This window comes from Streptomyces phyllanthi, assembly GCF_009377205.1.
GTDB classification, from domain to species: Bacteria; Actinomycetota; Actinomycetes; order Streptomycetales; family Streptomycetaceae; genus Streptomyces; species Streptomyces phyllanthi.
The window spans coordinates 1-20,367 of record NZ_VJZE01000130.1 but is presented as its reverse complement, the minus strand read 5'-3'; the positions used below and the strand labels follow the sequence as shown (position 1 = coordinate 20,367).

Sequence of the window (20,367 nt, the reverse complement as noted above, 5' to 3'; positions counted from 1 at the left end):
GCCCCGTAGGGGTTCTCCCCCAACCGCCCCCCAAAGATCGCGTACTGGCCAATCCTCCCCTGTCGGAGATCGTCCCCGGCGCGCACACTGGAGATACGCACCAACGGGGAGGGAGGCGCCGCATGAGGTTGCCCGTTCACTGGCTCACCTCCTCCTGGCGGCGCGGCATCCTGGCCGCGTCGGCGGGGGCGCTGCCCATGTTCGCGTTCCCGGCCCCGTCCCTGTGGTGGTTCGCGTACGTCGCCCTGGTGCCCTGGATCCTGCTGGCCCGCTCGGCGCCCACGGGCAGGCGGGCCGTGTACGACGGCTGGCTGGGCGGGTTCGGCTTCATGCTGGCCGTGCACCACTGGCTGCTGCCGAGCCTGCATGTGTTCACGTTCGTGATAGCCGCGCTGCTGGGTGCGCTGTGGGCGCCCTGGGGCTGGCTGGTGCGCCGGTTCCTGGGCGGTGTGCCCTCGGCGGGGCGCGTGACGGCGGCACTCGCCGTACTGCCGTCGGGCTGGCTGATGGTGGAACTCATACGGTCCTGGCAGGGGCTGGGCGGCCCCTGGGGACTGCTCGGATCCAGCCAGTGGCAGGTGGAGCCGGCGCTGCGGCTCGCCTCGGTCGGCGGGGTGTGGCTCCTCAGCTTCCTGGTGGTGGGGGTCAATGTCGCGGTCGCCGTGCTGGTCGCCGTGCGCCCGGCCCGGGTCCCCGCGGTCGCCGGGCTCCTCGCGACGGCCGTGGCGACCTCCGCGGCCTGGATATGGTCGCCGCGCCCCGACGTCGACGGCCATGTGCGCGTCGCCGTCGTGCAGCCCGGTGTCATCGACGGCGCCGACCAGCGGTTCGCCCGCGAGGAGGCCCTCACCCGCGAGCTCGCCGGGCAGGACCTCGACCTGATCGTCTGGGGCGAGAGCAGCGTCGGCTACGACCTCGCCGACCGCCCCGACCTCGCGGACCGGATCGCCGCCCTGTCGCGAGAGACCGGCACGGAGATCCTGGCGAACGTGGACGCCCGCCGCTCCGACCGCCCCGGTATATACAAGAGCTCGGTCCTCGTCGGTCCGGAGGGACCGACCGGCGACCGCTACGACAAGATGCGGCTGGTCCCCTTCGGCGAGTACGTCCCCTTCCGTTCCGTCCTCGGCTGGGCCACCTCCGTCGGCAAGGCGGCCGGGGAGGACCGCAGACTCGGCACCGAGCAGGTCGTGATGGACGCCGGGAACGGTCTCGCGGTGGGCCCGATGGTCTGCTTCGAGTCCGCGTTCCCCGACATGAGCCGCCATCTCGCCCGGGACGGCGCCGAGTTGCTGCTCGCCCAGTCGGCGACCTCGACGTTCCAGCGGAGCTGGGCCCCCGAGCAGCACGCCTCGCTGGCCGCGCTGCGGGCCGCCGAGACGGGCCGTCCGATGGTGCACGCCACCCTCACCGGTGTCTCCGCCGTCTACGGCCCGAGCGGTGAGCGCGTCGGCCCCTGGCTCGGCACGAGCGCGAGCACGACGGCGGTGTACGAGGTGCCGCTGGCGAGCGGGGTCACGCCGTACGCCCGGTTCGGCGACTGGCCGGTGTACGCGGCCGTGCTGGTGCTGGTCTCGGCGGGCGCCGTGGAGATCGTACGGACCGTGCGGCTCAGGCGGACGGGTCCTCCACCGCCCGCACGACCCGCTCGCACAGTTCGTGAGTCTCCAGCGCGTCCCTCGCGCTGAGCACCTTGCCCGCGCGTACGGCGTCGAGGAAGGCGAGCACGGCCTGCTCGATACCGCGCTGCCGGGCGACCGGCACCCAGTCGCCGCGCCGGCGTATGGTCGGCTGCCCCTTGTGGTCGACGACCTCGGCGAGGTTCACGACCTGGCGCTTGGTGTCCTGGCCCGAGACCTCCAGGATCTCCTCGGCCGAGCCGCTCAGCCGGTTCATCACGCCGAGCGCCGTGAAGCCGTCCCCGGACAGTTGCAGCACGACGTGGTGCAGCAGTCCGTCCGCGGCGCGGGCGCGCACGGTCACGTCGTCGACCGGGCCCGGCGCGAGGAACCGCAGGGTGTCGACGACGTGGATGAAGTCGTCGAGGATCATGGTGCGCGGCACCTCGGGGAGGCCGATGCGGTTCTTCTGCATGAGGATCAGCTCGCGCGGGTGGTCCGCGCACTGCGCGTAGCCTGGCGCGTAACGCCGGTTGAAGCCCACCGCGAGACCGACGTTCCGCTCCTCGGCGAGCCGCACCAGGCGTTCGGAGTCGGCGAGGTCGTAAGCGAGCGGCTTGTCGACGTACGTCGGTACGCCCGCTTCCAGGAGCCGCGCGACGATCTCGGGGTGCGCGGTGGTGGGCGCGTGCACGAAGGCCGCGTCGAGGCCCTGGGCGAGCAGGGCGTCGAGGTCGGTGTGGCGCCGGGCCTCGGGCAGGTGGAGGCTGTCGGCGACCCTGGCGAGCGTGGCGGGCGTCCTCGTCTGCAGGTGCAGTTCGATCCCCGGCCGGGTGCCGAGCACCGGCAGATACGCCTTCTGCGCGATGTCGCCGAGTCCGATGCAGCCGACCTTCACAGCGGTCTCCCGTCCAGGGGTCCAGGGTGCCAGGGATGTCAGGGGTGCCGGCGGTGGCAGGATCTAGCGGCTGCCGACACTCGCCTCGTCCGAAGCATACGGCGGCCGTGGCGGGTGCCAGTCGGCGATGCCGTCGAAGCCCCGTTCGAAGAGGGCCGGTCCGGCCTGGGAGAGCGCCGCGATCGTCGCGTTGCGGACGGCCATGCCGACGCGGCTGGACATCATGTTCAGCCGGGCCACGCTCACCGCCTTGCGGGCGATCGCCGTCGTACGGGGCCGCCGTGCCACTGTGTACGCGGCGAGGTCCCCGGTGTGGGCGGCGAGCACGATCGCGTCCTCGATGGCCTGGTTGCCACCCTGCCCGAGGGTCGGCGGCATGGCGTGCGCGGCGTCCCCGAGCAGCGCGACCCGGCCGCGGTGAAAGGCTGGCAGCGGATCGGCGATGTGGTGGACGTCGTGACGCAGCACGTCCTCGGGGCGCGCGGCCTCGATGATCCGCGGGATCGGTTCGTGCCAGGTGCCGAACCGGCGCATGAGCTCCGCCTTCTCGTCGTCCGGTGCGTGCTGCCCGGCGGGGGTCCTGGCGGCGGCGTACGCGTAGACCCTGCCGTCCCTGAGCGGGTGCGTGCCCCAGATACGGCCCCTCCCCCATGTCTCGTGCGAGGCGAACCGGCCCAGACCCGGCACGGGGATCACGACCCGCCAGGTGGTGAAGCCGGAGTAGGCGGTGCCGGGATGGCCCGGGAAGAGCGCGCGGCGTACGGCGGAGTGGATGCCGTCGGCCCCGACGACGAGGTCGGCCTCCAGCTCGCCGTCGGGAGTGCTGACGCGGGCGGGCCGGTCCGGACCGCCGTGGTCGACCAGGGTCGCGGGGGCGGACACCCGTACGGCGTCCTCGGGGAGCCGTGCCGCCAGCCGGTCGATCAGCGTGGAGCGGTGCACCATCACCAGCGGCCCGCCGAAGCGTTCGGCCACGGCGTCGGCGCTGGTGCGCGCCAGCCACCGGCCGCCCGGTGTACGCAGCCCTCCGTCCCCCTGCCAGGCGGCGAGGCCGCGGATCTCGTCGCCGAGTCCGATGACATCCAGGGCGCGCAGCGAGTTGGGGGCGAGCGAGATCGCGGCGCCCACGGGTTCCAGGGAGCGGGCCCGCTCCAGGACGGTGACACGCCGGCCGGCGCGATGCAGGGCCACGGCCGCGGTGAGGCCTCCGATACCGCCTCCCACGACGACGGCGTGAGAGGTCCTGTGCTGGTGGGTCATGGCTCCTCCTGATGCGCTCGCTCCGCGGCGAGCAGCTCACTACACCTGTAGTAGCGCGACTCCTCGACCGTACTACAGATGTAGTTCCAGAGGTAGGGTTGGCCCCATGCCCGTGCCGCGCACCGCCCCGTCCCGCACCCACCTCATCGCCGACACCGCCCTCGCCCTGCTGGCCGAGCGCGGGATGCGCGGCCTCACCCACCGGGCCGTCGACGAGGCGGCCGGGCTCCCGCAGGGCTCGACCTCGAACCACGCGCGCACCCGGCAGGCCCTGCTGGAGATCACCGTGCGCAGACTGGCCGAGCGCGAGACCCAGGCACTCACACCGGACGAGATGCCGGCCCCCCGGGACGGACTCGACGCGCTCGTGGACGGGCTCGCGCTCGCACTGCACCGCTATCTGACCGGCCACCGCGATCTGCTCCTGGCCCGCTACGAACTCGCCCTCGAAGCCACCCGGCGGCCCGAGTTGCGGGAGTTCTACGACGCCGCCGGCCGGCGGTTCCGGGAGCCGCTGACCGCGCTGGTCACCGCGGCGGGGTCGCCGGAACCGGCTCGGCACGTGCTGTCACTGGTGGCGTTCTGCGACGGGCTGATGTTCTCGTGCATCGCGGGCTCGTTCCATACGAGCCTGCCGACCCTCGACCAACTGCGCGACAGCTTCCGGGAGTTGCTGAGCGGGATGCTGCGCGCTCGCTGAGCCGCCGGCTTCCGGCCGACCGGACGGACGAGGAACCCGCTGAGCCGCTCCGTGGCTCAAACAAATACATGGTGCGCTGTGCACCGCTCCAACGAAGATGCGTCCCATGACGATCAAGCGCACCGAACCCGCGACCAACACCGACGAACGCTCCACGCTGGAGGGCTTTCTCGACTACCACCGCCAGACACTGGAGATGAAGTGTGCCGGCCTGGACGACACCCAGCTCAGGACCGCGTCAGTACCGCCCTCCGAGCTCTCCCTGATGGGCCTCGTACGGCACATGGCGGACGTGGAGCGCGGCTGGTTCCGCAGGGTGCTCGGCAACGAGGACGCCAAGCCGATCTACTACAGCGAAGAGGACTCTGACGGCGAGTTCCACCTCACCGGCGCGGACACCTGGGAGGACGCGTACACCACCTGGCAGGCCGAGATCACGGCCGCCCGGCGCAACGCGGCACGCTTCGCCCTGGACGACGTCAGCGAGGGCCGCAGCAGGTTCACCGAGGAGCCCATCACCCTGCGCTGGATCTACACCCACATGATCGAGGAGTACGCGCGCCACAACGGCCACGCCGATCTGCTCAGGGAGCGCATCGACGGAACCACCGGCGAGTGACGGCATCACCCGTGTGGGGCATCCTTCGCCCGTACGCTCCCCAGAACGGGCCCGACACAGCAGAGTTGCGCGCGTGCATCGAACGACGACCGCCGCGGCGCTCCTGGTCACCGTCGCCGTCTCGGCCCTCTCCGGCTGTGTGACCGCCCAGCACCCGCCCGTGCCCGGAGCGCCTTCCGCGCCGTCCCATGCCTCGGCACCGCGCCCGGACGGCCTTGCCGAGCCCCGTATCGTGCAGGCACCGGCGCGGGAGGCACTGGAGCGCGTCGGTCCGCGGGAGGCGCTGGAGCGCCTCGGTCCGCGGCACACGCCCACACCGACCGAGCCCGCCGTATCCGCCGCACCGAGGCGCTTCGCGTCGCTCCCCGGCACCGCGCCCGCGGCCACCCCGCGCTCGCCACGTCCCGCTCCGTCCGCCGACGCGGGCCCCCGGCTGCCCGACCCCGTCGTCGCGTTCCCCCGCGACCTCCCCCAGCCGCTGCCCGGGGCCGGGGACATGTGCGCCCCGGGCCGGAAGTACGACGGCTGGGGGAAGGACAGCACGTGGACGGTCATCTGCGAGGAGATGTACGGGCGTTGACGGGCGCGGCGCCCGGCTCCCCCTCCGGCAAGCTCTCACCACGAGCCCACCGCTCAGCCTGGCGCCCGGCCGACGCCGTCACCGTTCAGGCTGACACCCTCAGCGCCCGGTCGGCGCCCCACCCGCCGTTCAGCAGCCGCCCTCCCCGTTCAGCTGGAGCTCCAAGCGGTCCATCGCCGCGCGGATCCCGTCCCCGTAGCTGTCGTCCCCCAGGGCTCCGACCGCCTCGCGTGCCAGGCCGAGTTGGCTTCGGGCGGCCTCGTTCCGGCCGAGCTTCACGTAGTCGGCGGCGAGGTTCAGGTGCAGTGACGGGTAGAAGGCGCGCACCGCGAGCGAGTGGTGGTGCTCCGCCACCCGCCCGTCGGTCAGCTCCTCCGCCGCGGACAACGCCCGTAGATCCCAGGCGAGTTCGTCCGCCGGGTCGTCCTGCGTGTCCGCCATGTAGTGCGCCAGTGTGCAGCGGTGCAGTGCGTCGCCGTCCTCGCCGATCTCCGCCCACAGGTTCAGGAAGCGGTCCCGTGCCTCGTCGCGATCACCGGCGTGGTGCAGCATGACGGCCTGCCCGATCCGGGTCATCATGGCGTCCGGCGCCGCCTGTTCCCGTTGCTCCGCCACCGCGTCCTCCGTGCTCGTCGTCCGTCCCTCACGACGCTAACGGCAGGCACTGACAATCACGGCCAGGCGGCTCCGTAGGCCCCCGCCGCCGGGCCGATGACGGTCCGGCGGCCGTACGGCGCCCCCACGGCACGGCACCCCCCACATCAGGCGGACAGGTCAGCCCAGGTTCGGAATCGTCCAGTCGATCGGCTCGTGGCCCTGCGCGGCCACCGCCTCGTTGATCTGCGTGAACGGACGCGAGCCGAAGAACTTCTTGGCGGACAGCGGTGAGGGGTGCGCGCCCTTCACCACCGCGTGCCGCTCCTGGTCGATCAGCGGCAGCTTCTTCTGCGCGTAGGCGCCCCACAGCACGAAGACCGCCGGGTCGGGCCGGCTCGCCACCGCGCGGATCACCGCGTCCGTGAACTTCTCCCAGCCTCGGCCCTTGTGCGAGTTGGCCTCACCCGCGCGCACGGTCAGCACCGCGTTGAGCAGCAGCACTCCCTGCTCGGCCCACGGCATCAGATAGCCGTTGTCCGGGATCGGGGTGTCCAGCTCCGCCTGCATCTCCTTGTAGATGTTGCGCAGGGAGGGCGGGGTCTTGACGCCGGGGCGCACGGAGAAGCACAGGCCGTGACCCTGGCCCTCGCCGTGGTACGGGTCCTGGCCGAGAACGAGCACCTTCACGCGGTCGTACGGCGTGGCGTCCAGCGCGGCGAAGACCTCGTCACGCGGAGGGTAGACGGGGCCCTTGGCGCGCTCCTCCTCGACGAACTCGGTGAGCTCCTTGAAGTAGGGCTGCTGCAGCTCCTCGCCCAGGACGCCGCGCCAGGACTCGGGCAGCATGGCGATGTCGGTCACGTCAACTTCCTCCGTTGTGCGCTCACTTCACGACCGCAGAACGTGCGGCCATGGGCGGCCGCGCCGTGCGCGGCCGCCGTCAGAGCACAGAACCTACAGGCGCCCACTGACAGCCGGGCCCGGGGGCGCTGTTACCAGCTGGTCTTCCAGTACAGCTCCCACATCGTCATCATCGTCGCCGGGTCGATGGACCTGTCGGCGCCGGCGATCTCCTCGTTCGCGGCCACGTACTGCTTGCCCTGCCACAGGGGCAGCAGCCGGGCGTCTTCCAGCAGGACCTGCTGGGCGTCCTCGAACTCCTTGGCCACGGCCCCGCGATCGCTCTCCTTGCGCGACTCGGGCAGCAGCTTGTCCGTGATCTCGGGCGACTCGTACGGCGTACCGAGCGCGTTCTGCTCGCCCACGAAGGGGGCGACGAAGTTGTCGGCGTCGGGGAAGTCGGGGAACCAGCCACGCCCGAACACCTGGTACTCGCCCTTCTGGTACCCCTCCACGTAGTCCTTCCAGGGGCGGCTCTTGAGCGTGATGTCGAACAGGCCGGAGGCCTCCAGCTGCCGCTTCAACTCCTGGAAGGCCGGCTTGGTCTGGGAGCCGTAGCGGTCGCTCGTGTACCAGAAGGTGAGCGGCACGCGCTCGGTGATGCCGTCGTCCAGGAGGATCTGCTTGGCCTTGGATGCGCTGGGGCTGCCGTAGCTGTCGAAGAAGCCCGTGGTGTGCCCGACCAGACCCTTGGGGATCATGGAGTACAGCGGCTCGACGGTGTCCTTGTAGATGTTGTGGGCGAGCGCCGGCCGGTCGATGATCTGGGCGATCGCCTTGCGCACCGAAAGCTTGTCGGCCCACTTCTCCTTGGGGTTGAACACCAGGTAGCTGATCTCGGTGGCGGGGTTCTCGACGAGCTGGAGCCCCTGTTCATCGTCATTGGCGTGGATGTCCACGATGTCCGAGGCGCGCAGACCGCGGTAGATGACATCGATCTGCTTGGCCTTGAGGGCGTCGACCAGCTTGGACGAATCCGTGAAGTAGCGGATGGTGACGGCGTCGTTCCTGCGGTCCGCGATGCCCTCGTAGTTGTCGTTGCGGACGAGCTCGGCCTCCTTGCCCTGCTCGTAGGAGGCGAGGGTGTACGGCCCCGAGGCGGACACCTTGCCGTCCGTGCGGAGCTTGTCCGCGGGGTACTCCTCGGGATCCACGATCGACATGGCGGGCGTGGACAGCACGAAGGGGAAGGTGGCGTCGGGCTGCTTGAGGTGGAAGATCACCTCACGGTCGCCCCTCACCTGCACCCGGGAGAGGCTCCCCAGCAGACCGGCGGGGCCGCCGTTGACGTTGATCTTCTTGATCCGGTCGATCGAGTACTTGACGGCCTGGGCGTCCAGCTCGTGCCCGTCGGAGAACTTCAGGCCCTCGCGCAGCTCACAGGTGTACACCGTGCTGGAGCTGTTGAACTCGCAGCTCTCGGCGGCGTCGGGCTCGGGCTCGGAGGCACCGGGGCGGAAGTTCAGCAGGGTCTGGTGGACGTTGCGGAACAACTCCCACGAGCTGTCCCAGGAGGCCGCCGGATCCAGGGTGCTGGGCGTAGCGGTCGTCCCCACCACGATCGCCCCCCGGTCGTCGGAGGAGTCCGAGGAGAAGAGACCGCATCCGGCGACCAGGGCTATGGACGTGATCGCCCCCATCTGACGCAGGTATCTGTCCCGCATGAACACGCGCACCATCCTCGGTCGGCCCTACCACAAGGGTGGCCAGACCATACCGCAGTGTCCGGCCGGGTGGGCCGCCGCCCTGGCAGGGCCCTTGATCAGCGAGGATGTCCATACGGCGGCGTAACGAGAGCGCAACAGTGACGGCGGGGCCCTTGCCCTGGTGGACTGCGCGGCGACAGGCGCCCGCACGGTTTTGGACAGGCCGTTTTCTGCCAGTTTGCGCAGGTCCCGCCGCCGTTGCCGTCGCAGTCGTCAGCCGACGCCGTTTTCAGCCGACGCCGGCGTTGAGGAAGATGCCGCCGTCCACCACGAGGGTCTGACCGGTGATCCAGTCCGACTGGTCCGAGGTGAGGAACGCCGCCGTGCCGCCGATGTCGGAGGGCACGCCGAGCCGCCCGAGCGGGTAGGAGGCCGCCGCCTCGGCCTCGCGGCCCTCGTACAGGGCCTGGGCGAACTTGGTCTTCACCACGGCGGGCGCGATCGCGTTGACCCGCACCTTGGGCGCGTACTCGTGCGCCAGCTGCAGGGTCAGGTTGATCATGGCGGCCTTGCTGATGCCGTACGCGCCGATGAAGGGCGAGGCGGAGACGCCGGCGATCGAGGCGATGTTGACGATGGCGCCGCCGTTGTCCTTCTGCCAGGCGTGCCAGGTCCGCTGGGCGAAGCCGAGCGCCGAGACGACGTTGGTCTCGAAGACCTTGCGCGCCACGTTCAGGTCGAGGTCGGCGATCGGGCCGAAGACCGGGTTGGTGCCGGCGTTGTTGACCAGGAAGTCGACACGGCCGAAGGCCTCCATGGTGCGCTCGACGGCGGTGGCCTGGTGGGCCTCGTCGTGCGCCTTGCCGGCGACGCCGATGGCCCGGTCGGCGCCGAGCTTCTCGACGGCCTCCTTCAGGGCCTCCTCGTTGCGGCCGGTGATGCACACGCGGTCACCGCGGGCGACGAGCGCCTCGGCGACGCCGTAGCCGATACCGCGGCTCGCACCGGTGATCAGGGCGACCTTGCCGGAGGGCTCGGGGAGCTGTGCGGAAGTCATGATGTGGGTCCTCCCGGTCAGTCGAGTGGTCCGCCGGCGACGTACAGCACCTGGCCGGAGACGAAGCCCGCCGCCTCGCCCGTGAAGAAGGCGATGGCATTGGCGATGTCGTCCGGGTTGCCGACGCGCTGCACGGGGATCTGGGTGGCGGCCGCGGTCTGGAACTCCTCGAAGCCCATGCCGACACGGGCGGCGGTGGCGGCGGTCATGTCGGTGACGATGAACCCGGGCGCGACGGCGTTCGCGGTGACGCCGAACTTGCCGAGCTCGATGGCGAGGGTCTTGGTGAAGCCCTGGAGGCCGGCCTTGGCGGCGGAGTAGTTGACCTGGCCGCGGTTGCCGAGCGCGGAGGACGAGGAGAGGTTCACCACACGGCCGAACTTGGCGTCCACCATGTACTTCTGGACGGCCTTGGTCATCAGGAAGGCGCCGCGCAGATGCACGTTCATGACCGTGTCCCAGTCGGCGGCGCTCATCTTGAACAGCAGGTTGTCGCGGAGCACGCCCGCGTTGTTCACCAGGATCGTCGGCGCCCCGAGCTCCTCGGCGATCCGGGCGACCGCGGCCTCGACCTGCGCCTCGTCGGAGACGTCGCAGCCGACCGCGAGGGCCTTGCCGCCCGCGGCGGTGATCTTCTCCACGGTGTCCTTGCACGCGGCCTCGTCGAGGTCGATCACCGCGACGGCACGGCCCTCCGCGGCCAGTCGTACGGCGGTCGCGGCGCCGATGCCGCGCGCGGCACCCGTGACCACGGCCACGCGCTGCTCAGTGGTGGACATTGCTGCTTCTCCTCGTCCTGGGGAAAGCCGGTGGACGGCCCTGGAAGTCCAGGGCCGGCTTCTTGCGAGCCTGCGGCCCCACGGTACGCCCTTGAGGTGAGCAACCGCTTAGTACCTCGCCCGGACGTGACGCTAGAAGCCATGGCACCCGGTGTCAACGGCCCACGGGGGACCTGTGATCCATTACCTCACCAGGAGGTCGAGCAACCGCTCCGCCTCACCGGACGGATCCGCGGTGAGTCCGGTGTGCACGGGTCCCGGCTGGACCACCGTGGAGCGGGGCGCGACCAGCCAGCGGAAGCGCCTCCCGGCGTCGTCACGCCCGGCCTGCCCCGCCGCCGCGCCTCCGGCGCACACACCCTCGACGGCGCGCAGCGCGGCCCGTACGCCCGCCACGTCCGCGTCCGGGTCCAGGGCCAGCAGCTTGGTCTCGTCGAGGTGCGTGCGCGCGGCCACGAAGGACCGGGCACGGCAGTACACCAGGACGCCCGCGTTGAAGCACTCCCCCCGCTCGACACGGGGTACGACCCTCAGCAGCGCGTACTCGAAGACGTCCTGCCCGCTCGACCGGGTCCCCAGGGTGCGGTCGTCGCTCACTTGATCCCCTCGACGCGTTCGTGGATGACGGCGGCCCGCGCCAGCAGCGGCTCCGCGTACGCCCGCCGCACTTCGTCCGCGCTCCCGAACCCCGGCTCGTCCGCCAGCCACACCTCGGGGATCTCTCCGGTCACCTCCGCCAGCAGTTCCTCTGTGACCAGGGGCGCGAGCGCGTCGGCGGCGGCCGCGACATCCGGCCCGAAGGGCGCCAGCGCGTGGTCGGAGGCGTCGTACGGCCGTTCGGTGGAGGTTCGGGCGCCGGACCAGTTGTGATGCCAGATCATCGTGGCACCGTGGTCGATGAGCCACAGGTCGCCACGCCACATGAGGAGGTTGGGGTTGCGCCAGGACCGGTCCACGTTGCCCACCAGCGCGTCGAACCAGACGATCCGGCCGGCCTCCTCGGGGCTCACCTCGAAGGCGAGGGGATCGAAGCCGATCGCACGGGACAGGAAGTCCACTCCCAGGTTGGTGCCGCCGCTGCCCTTGAGGAGACCCTGCACCTCCTGGTCGGGCTCGCCGAGACCCAGCACCGGGTCGAGGTCGACCGTCACCAGGCCGGGCACCCGCAGTCCGAGCCTGCGGGCGAGCTCACCGCACAGGACCTCCGCGACGAGCGTCTTGCGGCCCTGGCCCGCGCCGGTGAACTTCAGGACATACGTCCCGAGGTCGTCTGCCTCCACCAGACCCGGCAGCGACCCGCCCTCACGCAGGGGCGTGATGTACCGGGTCGCGGTGACTTCTTTGAGCATCGTCCCAGGCTACTGGGGACGGACGGGTGCCCAAGACGGCTCTTGCACCGGTTCTCCGCCCTCGACAGCGAACCGACAGCTCCGCTTTACCCACCTCTCATCCCCAGCGGGTCAAGATTTCGACATCGTCTGAACAGGCGATCTCGGCCGGCCGTACGTGTCGGCAGATTTACGCAACCCCCCACGGAAGGGAACGTCAGCATGACCAGCGCACCGCACCAGCCCGTATCGAAACCGGCCCGCCGCGCCGTGATCGCAGCAGCCGGCGCGACGGGGCTCGCCGTCGCGCTGACCGCGTGCGGATCGGAAGACGACTCGTCATCCGCCTCCTCCGACTCCACGGCCGCCGGCACCGAGGAGAGCAGCAGCAGCTCGGGCGGCGACAGCTCGGGCGGCGACGCGGGCTCGGGCGGCGCCGAACTCGCCAAGACCTCCGACATCCCCGAGGGCGGCGGCAAGGTCTTCGAGAGCGAGGGCGTGGTCGTGACCCAGCCCGAGGCGGGCACCTTCAAGGCGTTCTCGTCCAGCTGCACCCACCAGGGCTGTGCCGTGAAGAGCATCGCCAACGGCGTCATCAACTGCCCGTGCCACAACAGCAACTTCTCGATCACCGACGGCAGCGTGAAGAGCGGCCCCGCGACCAAGCCGCTGCCCGCCAAGCAGATCAGCGTCGACGGCGAGTCGATCAAGCTGGCCTGATCCGGCGGCGGACGCTCAGCTCCGCCGCCGGGGCCGCGTGAAGCAGCTCAGCACCTCGTCCGTGGTCGCGACCGTGGCGACCAATGCGAGGGTGTGGCGGATCATCGCGGGGGTGTACTCGGCGGGCACCCCCGCGATGGCGTCCCCGGGCACGACCGCCGTGTGTCCGAGGTTGACGGCGTCGAAGACGGTATTGGGCACGGCCACGTTGGCCGAGACCCCCGTGACGACCAGTGTGCGGCAGCCCAGGTTGCGTAGCAGCGCGCCGAGGTCGGTACCGGCGAGCGGCGAGAGCCCGTGCAGCCGCCGTACGACGAGGTCCTCCTCGGCGGCCTCGATGGGCGGTGCGAGGCGTACGGCCGCGGTGCCCGACAGCTGCCGGACGGGCAGCCGTTCGGCCGCGCGGAACAGCCGGGCGTTGCGGCTCGCGCCCCGGCCGTCGGGTCGCCGCTCGGCGACGGCGTGCACGACCTGCACCCCGCTCCCGTGCGCTCCGGCGACCAGCCGGGCGACATTGGCCAGCGCGCCCGACGAGCGCGCCTCCTCGGCCAGTTCCGGCAACGCGCTGTCCGGGCCCACGACCCCCTGCTGGCACTCGACGGTGAGCAGCACCGTGGAGTCGGGGTCGAGAAGGGCGCTGAGCGCTTCGTACGACGGCATGGCTCCCCTTCGTCCTGTCGCCGACCGGAGGGGCAGCCGAGACCGACGCCCCTTGCCATGCGAGGGAAGACGTCGCATCCTCTGATGCCAACGCCTTTCTGACACTGTGTCAGGGATCGGTGCGCCGGAGAAGAGCCGGAGAAGAGGGGGACCGTATGACCGTCACTCAGCGCCGCGGCCGGAAGATCATGATGACGTCCACCGAGCTGGACGAGTTCCTGACCACCCAGCGCACCTGCCGGGTCGCGACGGTCTCCGCGGACGGCGCCCCGCATGTCAGCCCGCTGTGGTTCGCCTGGGACGGCACCTCCCTCTGGCTCTACTCGATCACCAGCAGCAAACGCTGGGCCGCGCTCCGCCGGGATCCCCGTGTCGCCGTCGCGGTCGACTCGGGCGAGGAGTACGGCGAACTGCGGGGCGTCGAGCTGTCGGGCACCGTCGTGTTCGTCGGGGAGGCCCCGCGCACGTGCGAGCCGCACCCCGAACTCGTCGAGGTGGAGCGGCTGTTCGCCCGCAAGAACTTCGGCCTCGACGAGATGCCGCACGACGGTCGGCACGCGTGGGTGCGGCTGACGCCGGAGTCGATCGCCTCCTGGGACTTCCGGAAGCTGGCATCGCTGTGAGGTGGCCGAGGCGGTGAGGCAGCCGGAAGGGTGGTGAAGGCAACCGTCGCCATGAGCGGCCGGAGGAGTGGTGAGGCGGCCGTCGCCATGAGGCGGCCGGGAAGGGGTGAGGCACCTGCCGCCGAGAAGCGACCGGAACGGGAGAAGCACCCGTCGCCGAAAGGCGGCCGGAGTGATCAGGCAGCCCTCACTCCGAGGCGGCCGAGACGGCCGAAGCAGCCGAAGCAGCCGAAGCAGCCGAAGCAATCGTCTGCCCGGCCTTCTGCAACGCCTCCACCGCCGCCCTGATCGAGGGCCTCCGGTCGGCGTCCGCGCGCCACACCGCGTAGACGTGCCGGCTGACCCGCTGCCGCAGCGTTACGGCCCGCACCCCGGCCGGCATCGGGTCGCGCCCGAGCCGGGGTGCGGCACAGACGCCCAACCCGGCTGCCACCAGGGCAAGTTGGGTCTGGTGCTCCACGGCGCGATGGGCGATGCACGGCTCGATGCCCTGGGCCCGCAGCGTGTAGAGCAGCCACTCGTGGCAGAACTCGCCCTCGGGCCAGACGACCCACTCCTCCTCCGCGAAGTCCTCGAGGTCGACCACGTCCCGGCCGGCGAGCGGGTGCCCCTCGGGCATCGCGATCTCCACGGGGTCGTCGAGGATCGCCGCCCTGGCGAGCCCTTCGGGCATGGGCAGGGGCTTGTTGTACCAGTCGAGGACGACGGCCAGGTCGGCGTCGCCCCGGAGCACCGCGTTGATCGCGAGCACGGGCTCCAGCTCCCGTGAGCGCACCCGCAGCGCCGGATGGCCGGCCCGCAACGCGCCCAGCACGGCGGGGAACAGCCCGCGCATGGCCGTGGGGAACGCGGCCAGCCGCAGCTCCCCCACCACCTGCCCGCGCTGGGCCTCCAGATCGGCCTGCGCGAGCTCGACCTGGGACAGGATCCGCGCGGCATGGTCGGCGAGCAGCCGCCCCGCATCGGTCAGACGCACCCCGCGTCCGTACTTGGCCAGGAGCTGCTGCCCCACCTCCCGCTCCAGCTTGGCCATCTGCTGGGACACGGCCGACGTCGTGACGTGCAGCCCCTCGGCCGCTCCACTGACGGAGCCGTGCCGGGCCAGGGCGTCGAGAGTGCGCAGGCGCTCCAGGTTCAACATGTAAGCGATGCTACGAGATTCCGCTCACCAAATCTCGCTTGTGCTACAAGATCATGGGGAGCATCGTTACCCACATGACCACCGCCGCCAACACCCCGGCCACCACCACGACCACCTCCCGAACCCGGGAACCGGCACAGACACAGACACAGACACAGATACAGGCACAGGCACAGGGACAGGCACAGGCACAGGCACCGGCACCGGCACCGGCACCGGCACCGGCACCCACCGAACGCCGCCGGCCCACCCTCGGCTGGCGTCTCCGCTTCGGCTTCCTCGCCCTGATCTGGGGCTTCAGCTTCCTGCTCATCAAGGTCGGCACCGAGGGTTACGCGCCCTTCCAGGTGACCTTCGGACGGCTGCTGTTCGGGACGGCCGTGCTCGCGGCGGCGATGACGGTGAAGCGGGAGCGACTGCCACGCGGCACCCGCACCTGGGGCCACCTCGCGGTCGCGGCCTTCCTGCTCAACGCGCTGCCGTTCTCCCTCTTCGCCTACGCGGAGCTGACGATCCCGTCCACGCTCGCGGGCATCTGCAACGCCACCTCGCCCCTGTGGGGCATGGCCCTGTCGCTCGTCGCGCTCTCCGAGGACCGGCCGACGCGCGTGCGGGTCGCCGGTCTCGGACTCGGCTTCCTCGGCGTCCTCACGGTGCTCGGCGCCTGGCAGGGTTTCAGCGGCCTGGACGGCGCGGGGACGGCGATGGCGCTGCTGGCCTCGCTCAGCTATCCGGTCGGCTGGATCTACGTCCGCCGCACGCTGGCGGGCTCCGGCCACTCGAACCTGTCGCTGACCGGCGCCCAGTTGCTGCTGGCCACCGCCCAACTGGCCGTCGTCACCCCGCTGTTCACCTCCCTGCCGACCAGCTTCCCGGTGGTGCCCCTGCTCGCGGTCGTCGCGCTGGGCGCCCTCGGCACCGGTGTCGCCATGCTGGTGCAGTACGGAATCGTCGCCGAGGTCGGCCCGACGACGGCTCAGATGGTCACGTACTTCATCCCGGTGATCGCCACGGCCGCGGGTGTCGCGATCCTGGGCGAGTCGCTCACCTGGTCGACTCCGGTGGGCGCGGCAATCGTCCTGGCGGGTGCGGCGCTCACCCAGGTCAAGCCCCGCACCCGGCGAGGCCGTTGACGTTCCGTCATACGTAACGCCGAGCGGGCGGCGGGTTGATGGCCGAGGCCACGGCGTCCGCCACGCGCCCGGCCTCGTCCCCGGTGAGCGTGGAGACCGTGATCCGGATACCGGGCGGCGCGCTCATCCGGAAGCGGGCGCCGGGCGCCACGGCCCAGCCGGCGTGCAGCAGCCGGGCGACCGCGCCGGTCTCGTCCGGTACGGGGACCCACACGTTCATCCCACTGCGCCCGTGCGCCGCGACACCGCGCTCCGCGAGCGCACCGATCAGCGCGTCCCGCCGGCTTCCGTACGCCGCCGCCACGGCCCGCGCGTCCACGGCACCGTCGGCCCACAGCCGCACCACCGCCCGCTGCGTCAGACGGCTCACCCAGCCGGGCCCGAGCCGCTGCCGGCCGCGCACCCGGTCGACGGTCACGGCGTCACCGGTGAGCACGGCGAGCCGCAGATCGGGCCCGTAGGCCTTGGCGACCGAGCGGACGAAGGCCCAGTGGTGCGTGACGTCCGCGAGCGGATGGAGGGGCCGGTCGACGAACCGGTGCCCGTGGTCGTCCTCGATCAGCAGGGTCCGCGGGTGGTCCGCGAGTACGGAACGCAGGGCACGCGCGCGCGTGGCGGTCACTGCGGCGCCGGTCGGGTTCTGCGCCCGGTCCGTGACGACGAGCGCGCGGGCCCCGCCCTCCAGGGCCCGACGTACGTCGCCGGGGACGGGCCCCTCGTCATCGACGGCGACGGGGGCGGTCCGCAGTCCCAGGGCCGGGACGAGGTCGAGCAGGCTGCCCCACCCGGGGTCCTCGACGGCGACCGCGTCCCCGGGCTTGAGGTGTGCGGTCAGGACGCGCTCGATGGCGTCGAGCGAGCCGGAGGTCACGCCGACCGGCCCGTCCGGCACCCCGTCGGCGGCCAGTTCCGCGTGCGCGATCTGCTCCAGTTCCGGCTCGACCGGCTCACCCCCGTAGAGGACCGGCTCACGGTCGGTCCACGCGGCCGCGGCCGCGAACGCCTTCGCGAGTGACGGCAGGAGAGCCGGATCCGGGTTGCCGTCGGCCAGATCGCGTACACCCTCCGGTACGTCGACACGGATGCTCTCGCGCGCTGTCGTGGCCGGCTTGGGCCGCACCCGGCTGCCCCGGCGCCCGGCGGTCTCGATGACCCCGCGCTCGCGCAGGGTGCGGTAGGCGGCCGCGACGGTATTGGGATTCACGCCGAGCCGGTCGGCCAACTCCCGCATCGGCGGAAGCAGTTGCCCCGGTTCCAGCTCCCCGGCACCCACCGCGCGCTCGACGCTCGTCGCGATCTCTGCTGCGCGTCGCCCCTCGATCCGATATTCTCCTAGCACAAAGCATATTATGCACTAGTGCAATGGAGGTCGCAAGAATGCAGGGGGTTCAGCAGGGAACTCGGCAGCCGGCGTCGCCACCCGCCGCCTACGCCCCGACCGACCGCACCGTCCCCACCCGCGCCGCGCAGAGGGCCTCGTACGACAAGGACCTGGTGCACGCGATACTCGACGAGGGCTACGTCTGCCATCTCGGCTTCGTACGGGACGGCGCCCCGGTCGTGCTGCCCACCCTCTACGCCCGGGTCGGCGAGCGCCTCTACGTCCACGGATCCACGGGCTCGCGCCCACTGCGGATGACCGGCCAGGCCGATCCGGGGCTCGCGGTCTCTCTGACGGTCACGCACGTCGACGGGCTGGTCCTGGCCCGGTCCGCCTTCCACCACTCGATCAACTACCGCTCCGTGGTGGTGCACGGCATCGCCCACCGGGTGACCGACCCGGAGGAGAAGCGGCTGGCGCTGGACGCGCTGGTCGACCATGTCGTACCGGGGCGCTCGCGTGACTCCCGGCCCGCCAGCGCCAAGGAGTTCGCCGCCACCTCCGTGATCCGCCTCGACCTCGACGAGGTCTCCGCCAAGGCCCGCACCGGCGGCGTCAACGACGAGCCCGAGGACCTCGCCCTCCCCCACTGGGCCGGCGTCGTCCCGCTGCGCAAGGGATACGGCACTCCGCTGCCCGACCCCGGGCTGAAGCCGGGCACCGAGCTCCCCGACTACCTGGCCGCCCTCTGATGCTCATCCACCCCTGGGACGCGCCCAGCGACGACGCCGAGTGGCAGGAGTGGCTGGCCGTCCACGACTTCGGCCAGCTCGGCGTCAACGGCCTGCCCGGCGAACCGCCGCACGTCCAGCCACTGCACTTCGCGTACGACCCCGGGGGCGCGAGCTCCGGGCGGGGGCCCGGGCGCGGCTCCGGGCTCGGCGAGGTCGTCACCCACCTCGCCCGGCCGAACCCCCTGTGGCCGGCGCTGGAGGCGAACCCGGAGGTCCTGCTGAGCGTGGTGGACGACTACACGTTCATCCCCGGCCCCTGGCAGGCCCCACCGGGCGCCCCGCCCGAGCACGGCACCCCGACGAGCTTCTACGCGGCGGTCCAACTCCGTTGCCGCGCCCATGTCGTGGACGACCCGGAGGAGAAGGCCGCCCTGCTGAACCGCCAGATGGGCCACTTCCAGCCGGAGGGCGGCTCAGCGACCGTGGCCGTCGCCGAACCCCCGTACGGCCGGCTCCTCTCCGGCATCCGCGGCCTGCGGCTCGACGTGACGGACGTACGGGCGAAGTTCAAGTACGCCGGCCACAGGCCGCAGGAGGTGCAGGACCGCATCGTGGCGAGGCTCGCGGAGCGGGACGGGCCCGGGGACGCGGCGGCGAGACGGCACCAGTTGAGGCGGCGGGGGGTGCGGTCCACCGCCGGGTGACCGAACGTTCGGGGGCCAGGGGGCGGTTCCCGGACGGAACCGCCCCCTCACGCCTCATACGAGAACCGGCTCCTCCTCCGCCACCACGAGGAGCACGCCCCACGGCCGTACTGGCACCGCCGAGCACGAGCGCGGCAGGGCACGACGAGCAACCCGGCGACAGCGGCGACGCCCCCGCTCCCGAGGCGTTCCCTCATGGCCGCGTGATCCGCATGCCTAGGCGCCGCTCTCGGGGGCGGACAGCACCCCTTCGGCGTCGCCGGAACCGCCTGCGCCCGAGCCGCCCGCGACCGGCCCGTCCGAAGGCTTGGCCGGCGTGGAGGACTGCGCGATGAAGGCGCCCACCAGGACCACTGCACCGCCGGCGATCTGGGGCGCGGCGAGGTGCTCCCCCAGCAGCACCCACGCGAGCACGGTCGCGACGACCGCCTCCAGGCAGGCCACGACGCCCGCGATCTGCGGGGAGAGCCGGCGGACGGAGACCACTCCGGTGACGTACGCGAGGACGGTCGCGATCAGCACGACCCAGCCGAGCAGGAGCCAGGCGGCGACGGATCCGCCGTCCATGCGGGCGGTGCCCGCGAGCACGGACCAGTCCATCGTCCAGGGGCGGGCGACGACGGTGAGCACGAGGGCGCCGACGAGCAGGCCGTACGCGATGACGCCGAGCGGGTCCGGGGCCTCCTTTCCCGCCCCGGCGCCCTGGTCGGAGAGCACGAAGTAGCCGACCTGGCAGCAGGCCGCGGCGAGGGCGAGCAGCAGACCGAGCGCGTCGAAACCCATCCCCGACCAGACCTCGACGACACAGGCGAGGCCGCCGACCGCGAGGACGACACCGACGGCCGCGGCGCGCGTGACCGGCCGTCGCTGCACGAACCGCACCCAGCACAGCAGGATCGCGGGCGCGAGGTACTCCACGAGCAGGGCGACTCCGACCGGGATCCGGGAGATGGCGGCGAAGTAGCAGGCCTGCACTCCGGCCACGGCGAGCAGGCCGAACCCGGCGAGCAGTACGGGGCGTCGGCGCACCAGCGCACGGTGCCGTACGGCCAGCGGCAGCATCACCAGGGCGGCGCCGGCGACACGCAGCCACACCACGTGGAGCGGCTCGAGCCCCGCCTCGATCAGCGGCTTGGCCGCGACGCCCGATCCGCCGAAGGCGACCGCCGACACGAGCGCGAGCCCGAGCCCGACGCCCCTCCCCTGGTTGCCCTCAGGGCCATGAGTCGTGTGCACCGGCACATGATGACAGGCGACGACAGGACCGTCACCCCCATTGACACCTGTCTCACCGGCTGGACGGCGAGCGGCACCTCACGGCCTCAGCGCGTGACACCCCCGCCCGCCC

General features: G+C 71.8%; 22 protein-coding genes. 9 read left to right on the top strand and 13 right to left on the bottom strand.

The genetic code is table 11. The features are described from left to right. Positions 1–122 precede the first annotated feature (122 nt). On the top strand, positions 123–1,688 hold the full coding sequence (gene lnt, locus FNH04_RS19820; protein WP_152786074.1) for an apolipoprotein N-acyltransferase: 1,566 nt from the start codon (positions 123–125) through the stop codon (positions 1,686–1,688). Here the strand turns inward: lnt and FNH04_RS19815 are convergent. Beyond that, positions 1,612–2,517, bottom strand: coding sequence for a Gfo/Idh/MocA family protein (locus FNH04_RS19815; protein WP_322723329.1), 906 nt, complete (start codon positions 2,515–2,517; stop codon positions 1,612–1,614). The genes lnt and FNH04_RS19815 overlap by 77 nt on opposite strands. Positions 2,518–2,580: 63 nt before the next feature. Beyond that, the gene (locus FNH04_RS19810) at positions 2,581–3,777 is read right to left on the bottom strand and encodes an FAD-dependent monooxygenase (protein ID WP_152786070.1); all 1,197 of its coding nucleotides are present in this window, start codon (positions 3,775–3,777) and stop codon (positions 2,581–2,583) included. Positions 3,778–3,883: 106 nt separating this feature from the next. Here FNH04_RS19810 and FNH04_RS19805 point away from each other — a divergent pair, with 106 nt between their 5' ends. The 3 genes from FNH04_RS19805 to FNH04_RS19795 all read left to right on the top strand — a co-directional run bounded on the left by FNH04_RS19805 (position 3,884) and on the right by FNH04_RS19795 (position 5,676). Then, complete coding sequence (locus FNH04_RS19805; protein WP_152786068.1) at positions 3,884–4,477, top strand: TetR/AcrR family transcriptional regulator; 594 nt, start codon at positions 3,884–3,886, stop codon at positions 4,475–4,477. 106 nt (positions 4,478–4,583) lie between these two features. Further along, positions 4,584–5,096, top strand: coding sequence for a DinB family protein (locus FNH04_RS19800; protein WP_152786066.1), 513 nt, complete (start codon positions 4,584–4,586; stop codon positions 5,094–5,096). A gap of 73 nt (positions 5,097–5,169) precedes the next feature. Further along, entirely contained in the window at positions 5,170–5,676 is a 507-nt protein-coding gene (locus FNH04_RS19795; protein ID WP_322723328.1) for a hypothetical protein, read from the top strand. Positions 5,677–5,805: 129 nt separating this feature from the next. Here FNH04_RS19795 and FNH04_RS19790 read toward each other — a convergent pair whose 3' ends face one another. The 7 genes from FNH04_RS19790 to FNH04_RS19760 form a co-directional block, all read right to left on the bottom strand. Continuing rightward, positions 5,806–6,291, bottom strand: coding sequence for a hypothetical protein (locus FNH04_RS19790; RefSeq protein WP_322723327.1), 486 nt, complete (start codon positions 6,289–6,291; stop codon positions 5,806–5,808). A gap of 159 nt (positions 6,292–6,450) precedes the next feature. Further along, a complete protein-coding gene (ung, locus tag FNH04_RS19785; RefSeq protein WP_322723326.1) occupies positions 6,451–7,134 on the bottom strand; it encodes a uracil-DNA glycosylase in 684 nt (227 codons plus the stop codon). 131 nt (positions 7,135–7,265) lie between these two features. Beyond that, positions 7,266–8,843, bottom strand: a complete 1,578-nt coding sequence (locus FNH04_RS19780) for an ABC transporter substrate-binding protein (RefSeq protein ID WP_322723325.1) — start codon at positions 8,841–8,843, stop codon at positions 7,266–7,268. 265 nt (positions 8,844–9,108) lie between these two features. Further along, complete coding sequence (locus FNH04_RS19775) at positions 9,109–9,876, bottom strand: SDR family oxidoreductase (protein WP_152786062.1); 768 nt, start codon at positions 9,874–9,876, stop codon at positions 9,109–9,111. Between the two features lie 17 nt (positions 9,877–9,893). Then, positions 9,894–10,655 carry a 3-oxoacyl-ACP reductase FabG gene (gene fabG / locus FNH04_RS19770; RefSeq protein WP_152786060.1) on the bottom strand — a complete coding sequence of 254 codons (762 nt, stop codon included), beginning with the start codon at positions 10,653–10,655 and terminating at the stop codon, positions 9,894–9,896. A gap of 183 nt (positions 10,656–10,838) precedes the next feature. Further along, the gene (locus FNH04_RS19765; protein WP_322723324.1) at positions 10,839–11,252 is read right to left on the bottom strand and encodes a DUF3037 domain-containing protein; all 414 of its coding nucleotides are present in this window, start codon (positions 11,250–11,252) and stop codon (positions 10,839–10,841) included. After that, positions 11,249–12,004: a HipA family kinase gene (locus FNH04_RS19760; RefSeq protein WP_152786058.1), complete on the bottom strand. Its 756-nt coding sequence runs from the start codon at positions 12,002–12,004 to the stop codon at positions 11,249–11,251. The genes FNH04_RS19765 and FNH04_RS19760 overlap by 4 nt, the downstream gene beginning before the upstream one ends. A gap of 201 nt (positions 12,005–12,205) precedes the next feature. On the opposite strand from FNH04_RS19760, the gene FNH04_RS19755 reads away from it, so the two are divergent. Continuing rightward, a complete protein-coding gene (locus tag FNH04_RS19755) occupies positions 12,206–12,703 on the top strand; it encodes a Rieske (2Fe-2S) protein (RefSeq protein WP_152786056.1) in 498 nt (165 codons plus the stop codon). Positions 12,704–12,718: 15 nt separating this feature from the next. Here FNH04_RS19755 and FNH04_RS19750 read toward each other — a convergent pair whose 3' ends face one another. Next, positions 12,719–13,363 carry a cysteine hydrolase gene (locus tag FNH04_RS19750; protein ID WP_152786054.1) on the bottom strand — a complete coding sequence of 215 codons (645 nt, stop codon included), beginning with the start codon at positions 13,361–13,363 and terminating at the stop codon, positions 12,719–12,721. Positions 13,364–13,518: 155 nt separating this feature from the next. Here FNH04_RS19750 and FNH04_RS19745 point away from each other — a divergent pair, with 155 nt between their 5' ends. Beyond that, the gene (locus FNH04_RS19745; protein WP_152786051.1) at positions 13,519–13,986 is read left to right on the top strand and encodes a pyridoxamine 5'-phosphate oxidase family protein; all 468 of its coding nucleotides are present in this window, start codon (positions 13,519–13,521) and stop codon (positions 13,984–13,986) included. Between the two features lie 187 nt (positions 13,987–14,173). Here FNH04_RS19745 and FNH04_RS19740 read toward each other — a convergent pair whose 3' ends face one another. Next, positions 14,174–15,127 carry a LysR family transcriptional regulator gene (locus FNH04_RS19740; protein ID WP_152786049.1) on the bottom strand — a complete coding sequence of 318 codons (954 nt, stop codon included), beginning with the start codon at positions 15,125–15,127 and terminating at the stop codon, positions 14,174–14,176. A gap of 74 nt (positions 15,128–15,201) precedes the next feature. On the opposite strand from FNH04_RS19740, the gene FNH04_RS19735 reads away from it, so the two are divergent. After that, positions 15,202–16,260, top strand: coding sequence for a DMT family transporter (locus tag FNH04_RS19735; protein WP_152786047.1), 1,059 nt, complete (start codon positions 15,202–15,204; stop codon positions 16,258–16,260). A 7-nt stretch (positions 16,261–16,267) separates the two neighbouring features. On the opposite strand, the gene FNH04_RS19730 is transcribed toward FNH04_RS19735, so the two are convergent. Continuing rightward, positions 16,268–17,599, bottom strand: coding sequence for an aminotransferase class I/II-fold pyridoxal phosphate-dependent enzyme (locus tag FNH04_RS19730; protein WP_322723323.1), 1,332 nt, complete (start codon positions 17,597–17,599; stop codon positions 16,268–16,270). 38 nt (positions 17,600–17,637) lie between these two features. Here FNH04_RS19730 and FNH04_RS19725 point away from each other — a divergent pair, with 38 nt between their 5' ends. Both FNH04_RS19725 and FNH04_RS19720 read left to right on the top strand, forming a co-directional pair. Continuing rightward, the gene (locus tag FNH04_RS19725; RefSeq protein WP_152786045.1) at positions 17,638–18,333 is read left to right on the top strand and encodes a pyridoxamine 5'-phosphate oxidase family protein; all 696 of its coding nucleotides are present in this window, start codon (positions 17,638–17,640) and stop codon (positions 18,331–18,333) included. Beyond that, entirely contained in the window at positions 18,333–19,019 is a 687-nt protein-coding gene (locus tag FNH04_RS19720) for an FMN-binding negative transcriptional regulator (protein ID WP_152786043.1), read from the top strand. Before FNH04_RS19725 ends, FNH04_RS19720 begins: the two co-directional genes overlap by 1 nt. A gap of 216 nt (positions 19,020–19,235) precedes the next feature. Here the strand turns inward: FNH04_RS19720 and FNH04_RS19715 are convergent, their stop codons facing one another. Beyond that, the gene (locus FNH04_RS19715) at positions 19,236–20,261 is read right to left on the bottom strand and encodes an EamA family transporter (protein ID WP_322723322.1); all 1,026 of its coding nucleotides are present in this window, start codon (positions 20,259–20,261) and stop codon (positions 19,236–19,238) included. Positions 20,262–20,367: the final 106 nt, after the last annotated feature.